We start from the raw sequence: 15,269 nt of genomic DNA on the forward strand, positions 1-15,269 counted from the left end.
GCGTCAATTCAGCGGAATGTCGTTTTCATCCTTGCTCGCCTGGTAGGCGCCGGACAACTCGTCATAACGGGCCGAGATATTGTCGATGCGTGTTTCCAGCCGCTGGCGTTCGGCCTCGGGCAGGGACCGCACCAGCCTGCGGATCGAAAAGCTCTTCCAGTAGGCGTTCTCGGCATTGTAGCCGCCGGGATCGAGGGTGAAGACCTCCTTCAGGATCTTCAAATCATGCGGGATGGCGAAGCTGTCACGCGAATCCTCATGACTGAACAGATAGTAGAAATTGTCGAAGCCGGTCCAGGTGATCGCCGACAGGCACAGCGAGCATGGCTCGTGCGTGGCGATGAAGATTGCGTCCTTGGTGTCGACTCGCTCTGCCTTCGGCATTTCGTAGAAGCGCTTCAGGCAATGCACCTCGCCATGCCAGAGCGGGTTTTCCACCTCGTTGTTGGTCTCGGCCAGCACCAGCGAACGGTCGTCCTTGCGCAGGATCGCCGCGCCGAACAGTTTGTTGCCATGGGCGACACCTTCGGCCGTCTTCGGCACGATATCGTGCTCGATCACGTCGAGCAGGCGGTCGATCAGCGAAATGTCGGTCATTACTGGGTCTCCTGCTGCATGTCCCCCAAAAGTGCCCCGGTTTCGGGGTAACGACATGCACAAAAAATCAAGGGAGATGTATCTCGTAGGCGTGCGAGAAATGGAATTCCTCGAGGTTGGGGCCGTCGCCACCCCGGTCGACGATCAGAAAATCCTGCGCCTCGCCGAGCGGCGTCAGCACGCCATGCCAGAGATTGCGCCGGTAATTGATCCCTTGTCCGGGGGCAGTGATAAAGGCATGCGGCTCTCCCGGTCCTTCATCCCCGTCATGGCAGACGACGACCAGGAACGGGCGCGGCGACAGCGGAATGAATGCCTGGCTGCCGAACGGGTGGCGCTCTACCATGCTCAGCTTCAGCGGCAATTCGTAGGGCGTGCCGCGCACCATGGAGATCAGCACGCGGGCGTTCGGCCCGGTCGCCTCGGCGGTGGCGAGATCGTGGTAGCGCTCGGCCCTGCCGCCATTGATCGGGTAGTGGTTGTCGCCGCTCATGTCGATGACGTCGCCAAATGGAGCAAAGCTCTCGCGGGTCAGCGGCCGCGCGACGATACGGGTCATGGAGCGCGCTTTGCGATGCCGGCGCCACCGAGCTTGGCGTGGCGGTTGACGTCCTTGTAGAGCAGATAGCGAAATTTGCCCGGACCGCCGGCATAGCAGGCCTGCGGGCAGAAGGCGCGCAGCCACATATAGTCGCCGGCCTCGACCTCGACCCAATCCTGATTGAGGCGGTAGACCGCCTTGCCTTCCAGCACATAGAGCCCGTGCTCCATGACATGGGTCTCGGCGAAGGGAATGACCGCGCCGGGTTCCAGCGTCACGATTGTCATGTGCATGTCATGGCGCAAGTCGGCCGGATCGACGAAACGTGTCGTCGCCCAGCGGCCCTCGGTGCCGGGCATCGGCGTTGGCGCGATCTCCTGTTCGTTGGTGAAGAAGGCTTCGGGCGCATCGAGACCGTCGACCACCTCGTAGGCCTTGCGAATCCAATGGAAGCGGACATCGGCCTTGCTTTTGTTGCGAACCGTCCAGCCGCTGGCCGGCGGCAGGAAGGCAAATCCACCGGGCCGCAATACGTGCTTCTTGCCGGCAAGCAGAACCGTCAATTCACCTTCGACCACGAACAGGGCACCCTCGGCGCCGGCATCGGGTTCCGGCCGGTCGCTGCCGCCGCCGGGCGCGACCTCGACAATGTACTGCGAGAACGTCTCGGCAAAACCGGACAGCGGTCGCGACAAGATCCAGACGCGGGTCTTGTCCCAGAACGGCAGGGCGCTGGTGACGATGTCCTGCATCACGCCCCTGGGGATGACGGCGTAGGCCTCGGTGAAGACGGCGCGGCCGGTCAGCAACTCGCTCTGGCCGGGGTGGCCGCCATGTGGTGCGTAATAGGTTCGCTCGGGCATCCTGATCGTATCCATGGGTTCAAACCTATTGCGGAAGCATGTCCTTGAGGCGGAGCAGCGCGATGCGCTCGACCTGTTTGCAGGCGGTCTCGAATTCGACGCCGCGACTGTTGCCGATGCGCGTCTCGAATTCGGCGAGGATTTCCTCCTTGGTCTTGCCCTTCACCGCGATGATGAAGGGGAAGCCGAAGGTGGTGAAGTAGGCGGCGTTCAATTTGGAAAACAGTTCGCGCTCCTTGTCGGTTAGCGCGTCGAGCCCGGCCGAAGCTTGTTCCTTGGTTGATTCAGCCGTCAGCCGTTTGGCCTTGGCCAGCTTGCCGGCAAGATCGGGATGGGCATTGAGCACGGAAAGCCGCTCGGTCTCGCTGGCGGAGCGGAAGATACGGCAGAGTGCGTTGTGCAAGCCACCGGCCGTGTCATGCGCCGGGCCCAGTTCCAGCTCATGGGCGCGTTCGGCGATCCAGGGCGAATGCTCGAACACGCCGCCGAACGTGTGAACAAACGTCTCGAACTCCATCTTGGATGGACGCAATGCCGCCGGCTTATAGGGATGGTTCTCCTGCCAGTGCCTGGCGATATCGATGCGCCGCGCCAGCCAAACCTTGTCATGCGATTTGACATAATCGACGAAGCGCTTCAGCGCCGCGACGCGGCCCGGACGCCCGACGAGGCGGCAATGCAGGCCGATGTTCATCATGCGCGGCCGGCCGGCCTTGCCCTCGGCGTAGAGCGTATCGAAACAATCTTTGAGATAGGCAAAGAACTGGTCGCCCGAATTGAACCCTTGCGGCGTGGCGAAGCGCATATCGTTGGCGTCGAGCGTGTAGGGGATGATGAGCTGCGTGCCGCCTGCGTGCTCGAACCAGTAGGGCAGTTCGTCGTCATATGTGTCCGACACGTAGTCGAAACCGCCCTCTTCCGCCACAATCCGCACCGTGTTGATCGATGTGCGGCCCGTGTACCAGCCGGTCGGTCGCTGCCCGGTCACCTCATAGTGCAGGCGGATCGCTGCTTCGAGGTCGCGACGCTCATCTTCGGCGCTGTGGTCGCGGTAGTCGATCCATTTCAGCCCGTGCGAGGCGATTTCCCAGCCGGCTTCCTGCATGGCCGAGACCTGATCGGGCGAACGGGCGAGCGCGGTGGCGACACCGTAGCAGGTGATCGGCACCTCGGCCTCGGTGAACAGCCGCAGCAGCCGCCAGAAGCCGGCGCGCGCGCCATATTCGTAGATTGATTCCATATTCCAGTGGCGCAGGCCTACCCAGGGCGTCGCGCCGACGATTTCCGACAGGAAGGCTTCCGACGCCTTGTCGCCATGCAGCACGCAGTTCTCGCCACCCTCTTCGTAGTTGACGACGAACTGCACGGCGACATGCGCACCATCGGGCCATTTCGGATCCGGCGGATTGGCTCCGTAGCCGCGCATGTCTCTGGTGTATCGCATCGTCCCTCCTGCCGGGCATGGCCCGAAGTGTGGTGAGAATATCGAAAGGACTGCCTACGCATTCCCCCGAAAATTTTTGAAAGTGTTTTTGTCGCACTCCGCTCGACCAGGACTTATGCATCGCCTTTAATTGGCGCACAATTCACTGTTGATATTTGATCGTACCGGGCCAAATTCGCTCGTACCGAAAATGGGAGGCGGCCAATGGCAGAAACGTCGAAAGCCGATGGCGGGCGTCTGACGACCCATGTCCTCGACACGGCGACCGGCAAGCCGGCGGCGGGACTGTCGATCGCGCTCTATTACCTCGAGGGCAAGGCGCGAACACATCTGAAGACTGTTGTCACCAATGCCGACGGCCGTTGCGATAAGCCGCTGCTCGCCGGCGTGGAGTTCCGCACCGGCGAATACGAACTGGTCTTCGCGGCTGGTGATTATCTGCGCCAGCAGGGAACGAAATTGCCAAACCCGGCCTTTCTCGACTTGATACCAATTCGTTTCGGCGTGGCCGAGCCGGTGCACTATCATGTGCCACTGCTCGTCTCGCCCTATGGCTATTCGACCTACAGGGGGAGCTGAAGCATGGCCAAAGTCAGCATCCGTAACGAGATCCGGTTCATTCTCAATGGCAGGGATGTCGTGCTTTCATCGGTGGCCCCTGAGGCGACCTTGCTTGATTGGCTGCGGCTCGACCGTTCGCTGCGCGGCACCAAGGAAGGCTGTGCCGAAGGCGATTGTGGGGCCTGCACCGTGTTAGTGGGCAAGCTCTCGGCTGACGGACTGGTCTATGAAAGCGTCAACGCCTGCATCCGGTTCCTTGGCTCGCTGGACGACACCCATGTCGTCACCGTCGAGCATTTGCATGGGTCGCCCGGGCAGTTGCACCCGGTGCAGCAGGCGATGGTCGATTTCCACGGTTCGCAATGCGGCTTCTGCACGCCGGGTTTCGTCATGTCGCTCTATGGCCTGTGGATGAAATCACCGGACCCGTCGAACGCTTCTATTGAAAAGGCGTTGCAGGGCAATCTCTGCCGCTGCACCGGCTACGAGGCGATCATACGCGCGGCGCATGCCATCTCCAGCTACGGCAAGGTGGCGAAGGACCCGCTGGCCGCCGAGCGCAAGGCGATCACAGCGAGGCTCGAGGCCATGCATGACGGTGCGCGGGTCGAGATCGGCGCCGGCAAGAAGCGGCTGATCGTGCCGGCCAATGTCGATGATTTCGCCACTGTGCTGGACAAGGAACCTGGCGCCACAATCGTCGCCGGCGCGACCGATGTCGGCCTGTGGGTGACCAAGCACATGAGCGATATCTCGCCGGCGATCTTCATCGGCGATCTCGACGGGCTTTGCACCATCGGCGAAGACAATGGCCTCATCACCATCGGCGCCGGCGTCACCTACACCGAAGCATTCTCGACGCTCGCCAAACGCATACCAGCGCTGGGGCCACTGTTCGATCGCATCGGTGGCGATCAGGTGCGCAACATGGGCACCATCGGCGGCAACATCGCCAACGGCTCACCGATCGGCGACATGCCGCCGCCCCTGATCGCGCTTGGCGCGCGGCTGACGCTGCGCAAGGGCAACAAGCGGCGCACGATCCCGTTGGAAACCTTCTTCATTGCCTATGGCAAGCAGGACCGGCAGCCTGGCGAATTCGTCGAAGCGGTGCACGTGCCAGTGCCGGCCAAGGGCACAAAATTCGCCGTCCACAAGATCACCAAGCGCCGCGACGAGGACATCACGGCAGCCCTCGGCGCCTTCTTCCTGACGCTGGCCGAGGATGGCACGGTCGCGGATGTGCGCATCGCCTATGGCGGCATGGCGGCGACGCCGAAGCGTGCGCCGGCCGTTGAAAAAGCGCTGCTCGGCAAGCCGTGGACAGAACAGACGGTAGAGGCGGCGATGGCCGAGTACGCGAAAGACTTTACACCGCTCACCGACATGCGCGCCTCGGCAGAGTATCGAACTCTGGCGGCGAAGAACCTGCTGCTGCGCTTCTTTGTCGAAACCACGGATACCCGGGCACCATTCCAGGTGTCACGCAACGAGGCGGCATGATGAACACCAATGGTAGTGAACAAACAGCCGAACGGTCGCGAGTAGCGTCCCCGTTCACGGGGAGAAGATGCCGGCAGTCAGATGAGGGGCGGCGCCGTCATCGATCTTTGTCTGAAAGGCTGTCAACGTCGGCGCTGCCCCTCATCCGGCCCTTCGGGCCACCTACTCCCCGTGAACGGGGAGAAGGGAAAGGGGGCGCTCAATGACCAGCCACGCTCCCAACCTCAAGGCTGAAAAGATTTCAGGTGGCGTCGCCACCGACCAGCGCCACGATTCCGCGCACAAGCATGTCAGCGGCACCGCCGTCTATATCGACGACATGCCGGAGCCGGCCGGCACGCTGCATGGCTGCCTCGGGCTTTCGGCTGCAACACATGCCACCATCACCAGCATGGATCTCTCGGCGGTGCGTACGGCGCCCGGCGTTGTCGACGTGCTGACGGCCAAGGACGTGCCGGGCGAAAACGACATCTCGCCGACCGGCCGCCACGACGAGCCGGTGCTGGCCGACGGCAAGGTGCAGTTCTACGGACAGCCGATCTTTTGCGTCATTGCCGAGACGCGCGAGCAGGCGCGTCGTGCGACAAGGCTGGCCAAGGTCGAATACAAGGAATTGCCTTTCGTCACCGACATCGGCGAGCTCGATCCGAAGAAAGACAAGTTCGTCACGCCGCCGCTGACCCTGAAGCGCGGCGATGCCGCTACAGCGATCCGTCAGGCGCCGCGCCGGCTGAAAGGAAAAATGCGCATCGGCGGCCAGGAGCATTTCTATCTCGAAGGCCATATCGCTATGGCCGTGCCCGGCGAGGACCAGGACGTCACCATTTATTCCTCGACCCAGCATCCGAGCGAAATCCAGCACATGGTCAGCCACGCGCTGGGCGTGCCGAGCAACGCCATTACGGTGGAAATCCGCCGCATGGGCGGCGGCTTCGGCGGCAAGGAGACGCAAGGCAACCAGTTTGCGGCATTGGCCGCGATCGCCGCGAAGAAGCACCATCGCGCCGTGAAAATCCGGCCCGACCGCGACGACGACATGATAGCCACCGGCAAGCGTCACGATTTCCTGGTCGACTATGAGGTCGGCTTCGACAACGAGGGCAACATCCTCGGTGTCGATTTCATGTTCGCGGCACGCTGTGGCTTTTCGTCGGACCTTTCCGGCCCGGTGACCGATCGCGCGCTGTTCCACTGCGACAACACCTATTTCTGGCCGGCGGTGCATGCGCAATCGGCACCGCTCTACACCAACACCGTGTCGAACACCGCTTTCCGTGGTTTCGGCGGCCCGCAAGGCATGGTCGGCGCCGAGCGCGTCATCGACGAGGTCGCCTTTGCGGTCGGCAAGGATCCACTCGAAATCCGCAAGAAGAATTTCTACGGCACATCCGACCGCAACATTACGCCCTACCACCAGACGGTCGAGGACAACATCATCCAGCGCATCGTCGCCGAACTGGAGGAAAGCGCCAGCTACGCACGGCGGCGGCGGGAAATATCGGCCTTCAACGCCAACAGTCGTTTCATCAAGCGGGGCCTGGCGCTGACGCCGGTCAAGTTCGGCATCTCGTTCACCGCCACGCACTACAATCAGGCCGGCGCGCTGGTGCATGTCTATACCGACGGTTCGGTGCATCTGAATCATGGTGGCACCGAGATGGGGCAGGGCCTCTACGTCAAAGTGGCGCAGGTGGTGGCGGAAGAGTTTCAGATCGACCTCGACCAGGTGAAGATCACCGCGACCACGACCGGCAAGGTACCGAACACTTCGGCCACGGCGGCGTCGTCCGGCTCCGACCTCAACGGCATGGCGGCGCGGAACGGCGCTCGCCAGATCAAGGATCGGCTGACCGATTTCGCCGCCGAAAAATATCAGGTGCCGCGCGATCAGGTGCTGTTCCTGCCCAACCGGGTGCGCATCGGCAACCAGGAAATCGCCTTCGCCGACCTCGTCAAGCAGGCTTATATGGCCCGCATCCAGCTTTCGGCGGCCGGTTTCTACAAGACGCCGAAAATCCACTGGAACCGTGACAAGGGCGAGGGGCGCCCATTCTATTATTTCGCCTATGGAGCCTCGTGCTCGGAGGTCTCGGTCGACACGCTGACCGGCGAATACATGGTCGAGCGCACCGACATTCTGCATGATTGCGGCCGCTCTCTGAACCGCGCCATCGACATCGGCCAGATCGAGGGAGGCTTCATCCAGGGCATGGGCTGGCTGACGACGGAAGAACTGTGGTGGGACGACAAAGGCCGTCTGCGCACCCACGCGCCATCGACCTACAAGATCCCGCTCGCCTCCGACCGGCCGAAGATCTTCAACGTCACCTTGGCCGACTGGCCGGAAGCCAGCGAGCCGACGATCCACCGTTCCAAGGCGGTCGGCGAGCCGCCGTTCCCGCTCGGCATGTCGGTGCTGCACGCCCTGTCGGACGCGGTGGCGAGCGTCGCCGACAACCGGATCTGTCCGCGCCTCGATGCGCCGGCGACACCGGAGCGGGTTCTGATGGCGATCGAGCGGCTGAAGTCCGAGGCCAAGGCCTGAGTCTGCGCCACGGTCGGCATGCGTGCAATTCAGGCCGAAAAACCCTATGTTTCCCGCACGGGAATGCGAATGATGAATTCGAACGTGCAAAACCTCAAAGACTTCCTTGCTGGTCAAGGCCGCATCGCTTTGGTCGAGGTCGCCGGCACGAAAGGGTCGACGCCACGCGAGAAGGGCGCCTTCATGCTCGTCTCGCAATCGGCGATTTCAGGCACGATCGGCGGCGGGCAACTTGAGTATATGGCCATCGACAAAGCCAGGCAGATGCTTTTCTCCCCCCTTGAGGGGGGTGAGGAACGATCGGCTGAAGGCCGAGAAAAAGCCAATGATTTGGCTTTTTCAGCGACGAACGCCCGGAGCCATGGCGAAGGGCAATCCGCGAAGCGGCCAGAGGGGGCACTCTCAGAAGGCACCACAAGGGCGTCGAGCACTGCCGCAACGACCCCCTCTGTCGGCTTCGCCGACATCTCCCTCTCAAGGGGGGAGAGACCCCGCGCCGCGGCGACCCCACCCGACGGCTTCGCCGCCACCCTCCCCTCAAGGGGGAGGGATATTCGCGCCACCCTCGACGTCCCGCTAGGCCCCGAGATCGGCCAATGCTGCGGCGGGCGCGTCGAAGTGCTGATCCGGCTCGTCGATGCCGCGCTCGCCGCCGACCTGGTTGCGGCCGCGGAAGCCGAGGAGGCTCATCTGCCGCATGTCTATATCTTCGGTGGCGGCCATGTCGGCCAGGCGCTGGCGTCGACGATCTCACTTCTTCCCGTGCATGGCGTCGTCATCGAAACGCGGGCCGAGGCGCTGGAAGGCATGCCGGAAACCGTGGAGATGCGGCTGACGCCGATGCCCGAGGCTGAGGTGCGAAACGCTCCCGCCGGCACCGCTTTCGCCATCCTCACCCATGATCATGCGCTGGATTTCCTGATTGTCGCCGAGGCGCTGAAACGCGACGATGCCGCCTATGTCGGCATGATTGGCTCGAAGACCAAGAAAGCGACGTTCAAGAACTGGTTCTTGAAATCGGCGGATGGCAGCGAGGCGGAATTTGCCCGCCTCGTCTCGCCGATCGGCGGCGACACCGTCAAGGACAAGCGTCCGCAAGTCATCGCGGCGCTGGCGGCGGCCGAGATCATGACGGCGCTGGTCGCCCACGCCGCAGCATCAAATGTAGGCCATCAGGTTCCGCATGACAAGGTGACGGTCGGCTAAGCTTGCGCCTCAACGCATCTCAGCCAGGCCGCTTCAAGCCCAGATGCTCGCGCAGGGTGCGGCCGTCATAATCCCTGCGGAACAGGCCGCGCCGTTGCAATTCCGGCACGACGAGCGTTGCAAACGCATCGAGTTCGCCGGGGAAATACGAGGGCATGACGTTGAAGCCGTCGGCCGCTCCGCCCTCGAACCGCGCCTGCAGCTCGTCGGCGATTTGGGCCGCTGTTCCGACGATGCGCCAATGGCCGCGCGCGCCAGCGAAATGCCGCGCCAGCTGCCGGATGGAAAGTCCGTCGCGGCGCGACTGCTCGATCACCAGCGCCTGCCGGCTCTTCATCCCCTCGCTCTCAGGCAGCTCCGGCAGCGGTCCATCGATCGGATAGCGCCAGAGATCGGAGATGCTGAGATAGCTGGACAGCAGCGCCACCCCGACATCGTCGGGGATCAGCTCCTGCAATTCTTCGTATTTTTCCTGGGCCTCCGCCTCGGTTTCCGCCACCACTGGCGCGACGCCGGGCATGATCTTGATGTCGTCCGGCTCACGCTCATAGGCCGCCAGACGCCCCTTGAGGTCGTCGTAGAAGGCCTTGGCCTCCTCGAAAGTCTGCGCCGCCGTGAACACCACATCGGCGGTGCGGGCGGCGAGGTCGCGGCCGATCTCAGAGGCGCCGGCCTGGACCATGACCGGCGCGCCTTGCGGTGAACGCGGCAGGTCGAGTGGATCCCGCACCGAAAAGCTTTGGCCGGCATGACGGGAAGTTCCATCGAGCTTGCCGCGCCAAAGCCCGGCGACCACTTCGGCGAACTCGCGCGCCCGTTCGTAGCGGTCGGCATGGGGCTTGAGGCCAGTCGAGCCGAAATTGGCGGCTTCGATGGGGCTGGCCGAGGTGACCAGGTTCCAGCCGGCACGGCCGCCGCTTAGATGATCGAGCGACAAAAAGGTCCGTGCCAGCCCATAGGGCTCGTTGTAGCTTGTCGACGCCGTGGAAACGAGGCCGATGCGGCTGGTCTGGACGGCGAGCGCCGAAAGCAGGCTGATCGGCTCGAAGCCGATCGAGCGCGACGTCTGGCTGGCGATGCCGACATTGGCTTCGCGCAGGCCGGCGGCGTCCTCGCAGAACACCATGTCGAATTTCGCCGCCTCCGCCGTGCGCGCCAGCTGGACGTAATGGTCGATGTCTATGCCCGCCGTGACATGCGCCTTTGGGTGGCGCCAGGCGGCGATGTGGTGGCCGGTCGCCCACAGGAAGGCACCGAGCTTCATCTGACGGTGCGCGCCGGTCATTGATCTTCTCCGCCGGCAAGCCCAAGATGCGAGCGCAACGTCGCGCCGCGATAGCTCTGTCGAAACAGGCCGCGCAGCCGCAGCTCCGGCAAAACCAGATCGACGAAATCGTCGAGCGCTGAGAGTTGTGCCGGCATCTGGATATTGAATCCGTCGCAGCTTTTCGAGCGGAATTCTTTTTCCATGCTGTCGGCGATGGTCGGCTTGGTGGTGCCATTGGTGAGGAGCGAGATATTCGTCAGAAGCCTCACGGCATCAGGATCGCGTCCGCAGGCGACAACGCGGCGCTTCAGGTCCTCATAGCGCGCTTTCGCGCCATCGATCGGCCCGTCGTCCAGCAGAATGACATCGGCGGCGCGGGCGGCAATATCCAGGTCGGGCTCCGACAGACCGGACAGCACCAGCACCGGCCTGTCCTGCGGCGATCTCGCGACGTTCAGCGGTCCGCGCACGGAAAAGAACTCGCCCTTGTGGTCGAGCAGGTGCATTTTTCCGGGGTCGTGGAAGCGGCCACCGCTCTTGTCGAATAGCAGCGCATCCGCATCCCAGCCCCGCCACAAGCCCTGGACGATGCCGATATACTCCTCCGTGCGCCGGCGAAAATCGTCGGACGAAAAGCCTTCGGGCCGGCTGAAATTGGCCGCCTCGCGCGGGTTCTGCGCCATGGTCGCGTTCCAGCCGGCGCGGCCATGGCTGATGATGTCGAGCGAGGCGAAACGGCGCGCCAGGTTGTAGGGCTGATGGGCAATTGTGGAGGCCGTGGCGACGAGGCCGATCCTGCTCGTTACGGTTGCCAGTGCGGCCAGCAGCGTCGTCGCTTCAAAGGGCACCGGCCTATTCGCTGCATCGCCACCGGCAGTCGGCGCGGAATCGGCGAACAGCACCATGTCCAACCCCGCAGCTTCGGCCTTTTGCACAAACTTTGCCAAGCGACCGAATGGCGGTTCGGGTGATGGATCGGCGGTCCCCGGAAACAGCGAAACGGCAAGATGCATTGTGGCGCCGTTGTCCATCGATGGTCCCTGCAAGACGAAAATCGACCTGAACTATGTTCGCCGCTTCCCGGGATGGCAACCGCTTGCGCTGGGCCAACCGCCGGTCACTTGCCGGCCAGTCCTATTTACCCGCGAGCAGATCATTGATCAGCCGCTGGCAGCGTTCGGCCATGAAGTCGAGCAGCAGCCGCACTTTTGGATCCTGCAGCTTCTTGTGCGGGTAAACGGCGGCGAACTGCACTGGCGTCGGCGGCGTGTTGCTCAGGATCACCTTCAGGCGCTGGTCGCGGATGAACGGCTCGACCTCGAAGCGCGGCTTGTTGATGATGCCGCGCCCCGACAGCGCCCAACTGGTCAGCACGTCGCCATCGTCGGTGTCGTAGGGCCCGTGCACTTCGAATTTCTGCGGGCCTGTGGGTGTCTGCAGCGTCCACACATATTCGCGCGCGCCGGAGTAGCGCAGCATCAGGCAATCGTGTTTCTTGCCGATCAGCTCCTGCGGCTCCACCGGTTCGCCGCGCGCTTCCAGATATTCCGGCGCTGCCACCAGCACGCGCTCGCATTCCATGATGCCGCGCATCCTGAGGCTGGAATCCTCGATGATGCCCAGCCGGAAGGCGACATCGATCCCTTCCTTCATGATGTCGACATTGTGGTCCGAGAGCCTCAGCCGCACCTCGATATCAGGGTATTTGTCGTGGAAATCGGGAATGCCCGAAGCCACCAGCCGGCGGCCGAGGCCCAAGGGTGCCGTGACGCGGATGGTACCGCGTGGCTGGCCGGAAAGGGCCGAGACAGCCGCTTCGGCCTCGGTGATCGCCTCCAGAACCTGCTTGGCGCCAGAATAAAAAACCGTGCCGTGTTCGGTCGGCATCAATTGCCGCGTGGTGCGGTTGAAAAGCCGCACGCCAAGGTGCTTCTCCAGCTCCTTGATGCGGTTGGAGGCGACCGCCGGTGAAATGCGCATGTCGCGCCCGGCCGCCGACAGATTGCCGAGCTCGACGACGCGGACGAAGACGGCGATGTTGTCGAGATAGGCCATACGGAGCACCTTCGCCGGTTTGCAGCGATAAGCCTAGTATTTTCCATTTTTTTTTGAAAGTCATCGTGCACCTCGCCCCTTTCCGTTTGCGCTCCAGCCCGTAAAGTCACCCAATCGGCAGGGACGACTTCAATGATGGATTTCGCGATTTTCTGGGACTGGCTGAGCTTCGCCGTGCGCTGGCTGCATGTCATCACCGGCATTGCCTGGATCGGCTCGTCGTTCTACTTCGTCGCGCTCGATCTCGGCCTGCGCCAGAGGCCGGGCATGCCTGTCGGTGCCTTCGGCGAGGAATGGCAAGTGCATGGCGGCGGCTTCTACCACATCCAGAAATACCTGGTGGCGCCGGCCGAGATGCCCGAGCACCTGACTTGGTTCAAATGGGAATCCTACGCCACCTGGCTGTCCGGCTTCGCCATGCTGTGCGTCGTCTACTATGCCGGAGCCGATCTGTTCCTGATCGATCCCAACGTTCTGCCTATGTCGGTGCCGGTCGGGATCCTGCTGTCGCTGGCTACCATCGGCGTCGGCTGGGTGGTCTATGATCTCCTCTGCCGCTCGCCGCTCGGCAAGAGCGACACCGGGCTGATGCTGGTGCTCTACTGCGTGCTGGTGTTCATCGCCTGGGGACTGACGCATTTGTTCACCGGCCGCGCCGCCTTCCTGCATCTGGGCGCCATCACCGCCACGATCATGTCGGCCAACGTCTTCATGGTCATCATCCCCAACCAGAAGATCGTCGTCGCCGACCTTATCGCGGGGCGCAAGCCCGATCCGAAATACGGCAAGATCGCCAAGCAGCGTTCCCTGCACAACAACTATCTGACGCTGCCGGTGCTGTTCCTGATGCTGTCGAACCACTATCCCCTGGCGTTCGCCACGCAGTTCAACTGGGTCATCGCCTCGCTGGTGTTCATCATCGGCGTGCTGATCCGGCATTATTTCAACAGTGTCCACGCGCGCAAGGGCAACCCACATTGGACCTGGCTGGGCGCTCTTGTCCTGTTCATCATCATCATCTGGCTGTCGACCGCGCCGAAGGTGCTGACCGGCGAACCCCGGGAATCGGCGTCGGCGCAGGTCTATGTCGCTTCGGTGCATTTCCCAGCGGTGCGCGACACCGTGCTCGGCCGCTGCTCGATGTGCCATGCGGCGGAGCCGGTCTACGAGGGCATCTATCATGCGCCGAAGGGCGTGATGCTGGATACCGACGCCGGCATCGCCAACCATGCTCGCGAGATATATCTGCAGGCCGGCCGCAGCCATGCCATGCCGCCTGCCAACGTCTCGCAGATCACCGATAAGGAACGGGCGCTGCTGGTGGCCTGGTTCGAAGGCGCAGGGAAATAGCATGATTTCGACATTTCTGCGCGGCCGCACGCTGTCCTTTGTGCGCTGGCCGCAAACCATCGACGACCATGCCGCCTGGCGCTACGAGGAGGATGGCGGCCTGCTTATCCGCGAAGGCAGGATCGTCGCCGCGGGCGCCTATGCTGACGTGGAGAAACAGGCCGGTGAAGCGGCGAAAAGAATCGACCACCGGCCGCATCTGCTGCTGCCGGGCTTCATCGATGCGCATGCGCATTTCCCGCAGATGCAGATCATCGCTTCCTATGGCGCCGAACTGCTCGACTGGCTGAACACCTACACCTTCCCGGAAGAAACCAAGTTCGCCAACGCGCAGCACGGCCGCCGCATCGCGCGGCTGTTCCTCGACGAGATGGTGCGCCACGGCACCACGACGGTCGCCGCCTATTGCTCGGTGCACAAGGCGTCAGCCGAAGCCTTCTTTGCGGAGTCGCATGACCGCAACATGCTCAACATCGCCGGCAAGGTGATGATGGACCGCAATGCGCCCGACGGCGTGCTCGACACCCCGCAATCCGGCTACGACGACACGAAAGCGCTGATCGCCGAGTGGCACGGCAAGGGGCGGCAGCTCTATGCCATCACCCCGCGCTTCGCCATCACCTCGTCGCCGGAGCAGATGGAGATGGCCGGCGTGCTGTGCCGCGAGCATCCCGACCTGCACATGCAGACGCATCTGTCGGAAAATCATGGCGAGATCGCCTTCACGCAGGAACTCTATCCGTGGTCGCGGGACTATACCGACGTCTACGAGCACTATGGGCTGTTGGGCAAAAAGAGCCTGTTCGGCCATTGCATCCATTTGTCGGAGCGCGAGGCGGATGCGCTTTCGGACTCGGGCTCGGTGGCGGTGTTCTGCCCGACTTCGAACCTGTTCCTTGGCTCCGGCCTGTTCGACTATCAGCGCTTTCGCCGCCGCGACAAGCCGGTCCGCATCGCCGCCGCCACCGATGTCGGCGGCGGCACCAACTATTCGATGCTGCGCACCATGGACGAAGGCTACAAGGTGATCGCGCTGAATGGCGAGAAGCTGAACCCGTTCCAGTCCTTCTGGCAGCTGACGCGCGGCAATGCCGAGGCGCTGTCGGTGGCGGAAAAGATCGGCACGCTGGATGCCGGCACCGACGCCGACATCGTCGTGCTCGATGCCAGGGCCACGCCTGCGATGCGGCTCAGGATGGAAACGGTCGAGACACTGGCGCAGGAATTGTTCCTGCTACAAACGCTGGGCGACGACCGCGCCGTGCGCGAGGTCTATGTGGCCGGCCGTCCGGCCAAGACTGATATTGCAATTTAGAATCCTTGCTTGACCCCACGGC

The 15,269-nt window shown here is 63.0% G+C and carries 13 protein-coding genes; 6 read left to right on the plus strand and 7 right to left on the minus strand.

Annotated features, from left to right (window positions below):
* Positions 1 to 3 precede the first annotated feature (3 nt).
* The 4 genes from NKH02_RS16325 to puuE all read right to left on the minus strand — a co-directional run bounded on the left by NKH02_RS16325 (position 4) and on the right by puuE (position 3,445).
* Positions 4 to 597 carry a nucleoside deaminase gene (locus NKH02_RS16325; RefSeq protein ID WP_352880042.1) on the minus strand — a complete coding sequence of 198 codons (594 nt, stop codon included), beginning with the start codon at positions 595 to 597 and terminating at the stop codon, positions 4 to 6.
* 67 nt (positions 598 to 664) lie between these two features.
* On the minus strand, positions 665 to 1,156 hold the full coding sequence (locus tag NKH02_RS16330; protein WP_352880044.1) for an ureidoglycolate lyase: 492 nt from the start codon (positions 1,154 to 1,156) through the stop codon (positions 665 to 667).
* Positions 1,153 to 2,016, minus strand: coding sequence for a bifunctional allantoicase/(S)-ureidoglycine aminohydrolase (locus tag NKH02_RS16335; RefSeq protein WP_352880046.1), 864 nt, complete (start codon positions 2,014 to 2,016; stop codon positions 1,153 to 1,155). The genes NKH02_RS16330 and NKH02_RS16335 overlap by 4 nt, the downstream gene beginning before the upstream one ends.
* Before the next feature lie 10 nt (positions 2,017 to 2,026).
* A complete protein-coding gene (puuE, locus tag NKH02_RS16340; RefSeq protein ID WP_352880048.1) occupies positions 2,027 to 3,445 on the minus strand; it encodes an allantoinase PuuE in 1,419 nt (472 codons plus the stop codon).
* A gap of 204 nt (positions 3,446 to 3,649) precedes the next feature.
* Between puuE and uraH the strand changes: the two genes are divergently transcribed.
* From uraH to xdhC, 4 genes are all read left to right on the plus strand, one after another.
* Positions 3,650 to 4,024: a hydroxyisourate hydrolase gene (gene uraH, locus NKH02_RS16345; protein ID WP_352869271.1), complete on the plus strand. Its 375-nt coding sequence runs from the start codon at positions 3,650 to 3,652 to the stop codon at positions 4,022 to 4,024.
* Positions 4,025 to 4,027: 3 nt separating this feature from the next.
* Positions 4,028 to 5,509 (plus strand): xanthine dehydrogenase small subunit, encoded by a 1,482-nt coding sequence (gene xdhA / locus NKH02_RS16350; RefSeq protein WP_352880049.1) that lies wholly within the window; start codon positions 4,028 to 4,030, stop codon positions 5,507 to 5,509.
* A 202-nt stretch (positions 5,510 to 5,711) separates the two neighbouring features.
* Positions 5,712 to 8,054: a xanthine dehydrogenase molybdopterin binding subunit gene (gene xdhB / locus NKH02_RS16355; RefSeq protein ID WP_352880051.1), complete on the plus strand. Its 2,343-nt coding sequence runs from the start codon at positions 5,712 to 5,714 to the stop codon at positions 8,052 to 8,054.
* Positions 8,055 to 8,126: 72 nt separating this feature from the next.
* Complete coding sequence (xdhC, locus tag NKH02_RS16360; RefSeq protein ID WP_352869396.1) at positions 8,127 to 9,260, plus strand: xanthine dehydrogenase accessory protein XdhC; 1,134 nt, start codon at positions 8,127 to 8,129, stop codon at positions 9,258 to 9,260.
* Positions 9,261 to 9,279: 19 nt separating this feature from the next.
* On the opposite strand, the gene NKH02_RS16365 is transcribed toward xdhC, so the two are convergent.
* The 3 genes from NKH02_RS16365 to NKH02_RS16375 form a co-directional block, all read right to left on the minus strand.
* Complete coding sequence (locus NKH02_RS16365) at positions 9,280 to 10,545, minus strand: LLM class flavin-dependent oxidoreductase (RefSeq protein ID WP_352869265.1); 1,266 nt, start codon at positions 10,543 to 10,545, stop codon at positions 9,280 to 9,282.
* On the minus strand, positions 10,542 to 11,558 hold the full coding sequence (locus NKH02_RS16370) for an LLM class flavin-dependent oxidoreductase (RefSeq protein WP_352869263.1): 1,017 nt from the start codon (positions 11,556 to 11,558) through the stop codon (positions 10,542 to 10,544). Before NKH02_RS16370 ends, NKH02_RS16365 begins: the two co-directional genes overlap by 4 nt.
* Before the next feature lie 103 nt (positions 11,559 to 11,661).
* On the minus strand, positions 11,662 to 12,582 hold the full coding sequence (locus tag NKH02_RS16375) for a LysR family transcriptional regulator (RefSeq protein WP_352869261.1): 921 nt from the start codon (positions 12,580 to 12,582) through the stop codon (positions 11,662 to 11,664).
* A 132-nt stretch (positions 12,583 to 12,714) separates the two neighbouring features.
* On the opposite strand from NKH02_RS16375, the gene NKH02_RS16380 reads away from it, so the two are divergent.
* Positions 12,715 to 13,932, plus strand: a complete 1,218-nt coding sequence (locus tag NKH02_RS16380; RefSeq protein ID WP_352869259.1) for a urate hydroxylase PuuD — start codon at positions 12,715 to 12,717, stop codon at positions 13,930 to 13,932.
* Position 13,933: 1 nt separating this feature from the next.
* Positions 13,934 to 15,247, plus strand: coding sequence for a guanine deaminase (guaD, locus tag NKH02_RS16385; protein ID WP_352869257.1), 1,314 nt, complete (start codon positions 13,934 to 13,936; stop codon positions 15,245 to 15,247).
* The last annotated feature ends 22 nt before the right edge of the window (positions 15,248 to 15,269 follow it).

Source organism: Mesorhizobium sp. M1396 (assembly GCF_040317725.1).
GTDB lineage: Bacteria > Pseudomonadota > Alphaproteobacteria > Rhizobiales > Rhizobiaceae > Mesorhizobium.

What these genes read in the sequence shown, in the direction of transcription:
- NKH02_RS16325 (WP_352880042.1), bottom strand. Translation starts at nt 597, where the DNA reads ATGACCGACATTTCGCTGATCGACCGCCTGCTCGACGTGATCGAGCAC.
- NKH02_RS16330 (WP_352880044.1), bottom strand. Translation starts at nt 1,156, where the DNA reads ATGACCCGTATCGTCGCGCGGCCGCTGACCCGCGAGAGCTTTGCTCCA.
- NKH02_RS16335 (WP_352880046.1), bottom strand. Translation starts at nt 2,016, where the DNA reads ATGGATACGATCAGGATGCCCGAGCGAACCTATTACGCACCACATGGC.
- puuE (WP_352880048.1), bottom strand. Translation starts at nt 3,445, where the DNA reads ATGCGATACACCAGAGACATGCGCGGCTACGGAGCCAATCCGCCGGAT.
- uraH (WP_352869271.1), top strand. Translation starts at nt 3,650, where the DNA reads ATGGCAGAAACGTCGAAAGCCGATGGCGGGCGTCTGACGACCCATGTC.
- xdhA (WP_352880049.1), top strand. Translation starts at nt 4,028, where the DNA reads ATGGCCAAAGTCAGCATCCGTAACGAGATCCGGTTCATTCTCAATGGC.
- xdhB (WP_352880051.1), top strand. Translation starts at nt 5,712, where the DNA reads ATGACCAGCCACGCTCCCAACCTCAAGGCTGAAAAGATTTCAGGTGGC.
- xdhC (WP_352869396.1), top strand. Translation starts at nt 8,127, where the DNA reads ATGAATTCGAACGTGCAAAACCTCAAAGACTTCCTTGCTGGTCAAGGC.
- NKH02_RS16365 (WP_352869265.1), bottom strand. Translation starts at nt 10,545, where the DNA reads ATGACCGGCGCGCACCGTCAGATGAAGCTCGGTGCCTTCCTGTGGGCG.
- NKH02_RS16370 (WP_352869263.1), bottom strand. Translation starts at nt 11,558, where the DNA reads ATGGACAACGGCGCCACAATGCATCTTGCCGTTTCGCTGTTTCCGGGG.
- NKH02_RS16375 (WP_352869261.1), bottom strand. Translation starts at nt 12,582, where the DNA reads ATGGCCTATCTCGACAACATCGCCGTCTTCGTCCGCGTCGTCGAGCTC.
- NKH02_RS16380 (WP_352869259.1), top strand. Translation starts at nt 12,715, where the DNA reads ATGATGGATTTCGCGATTTTCTGGGACTGGCTGAGCTTCGCCGTGCGC.
- guaD (WP_352869257.1), top strand. Translation starts at nt 13,934, where the DNA reads ATGATTTCGACATTTCTGCGCGGCCGCACGCTGTCCTTTGTGCGCTGG.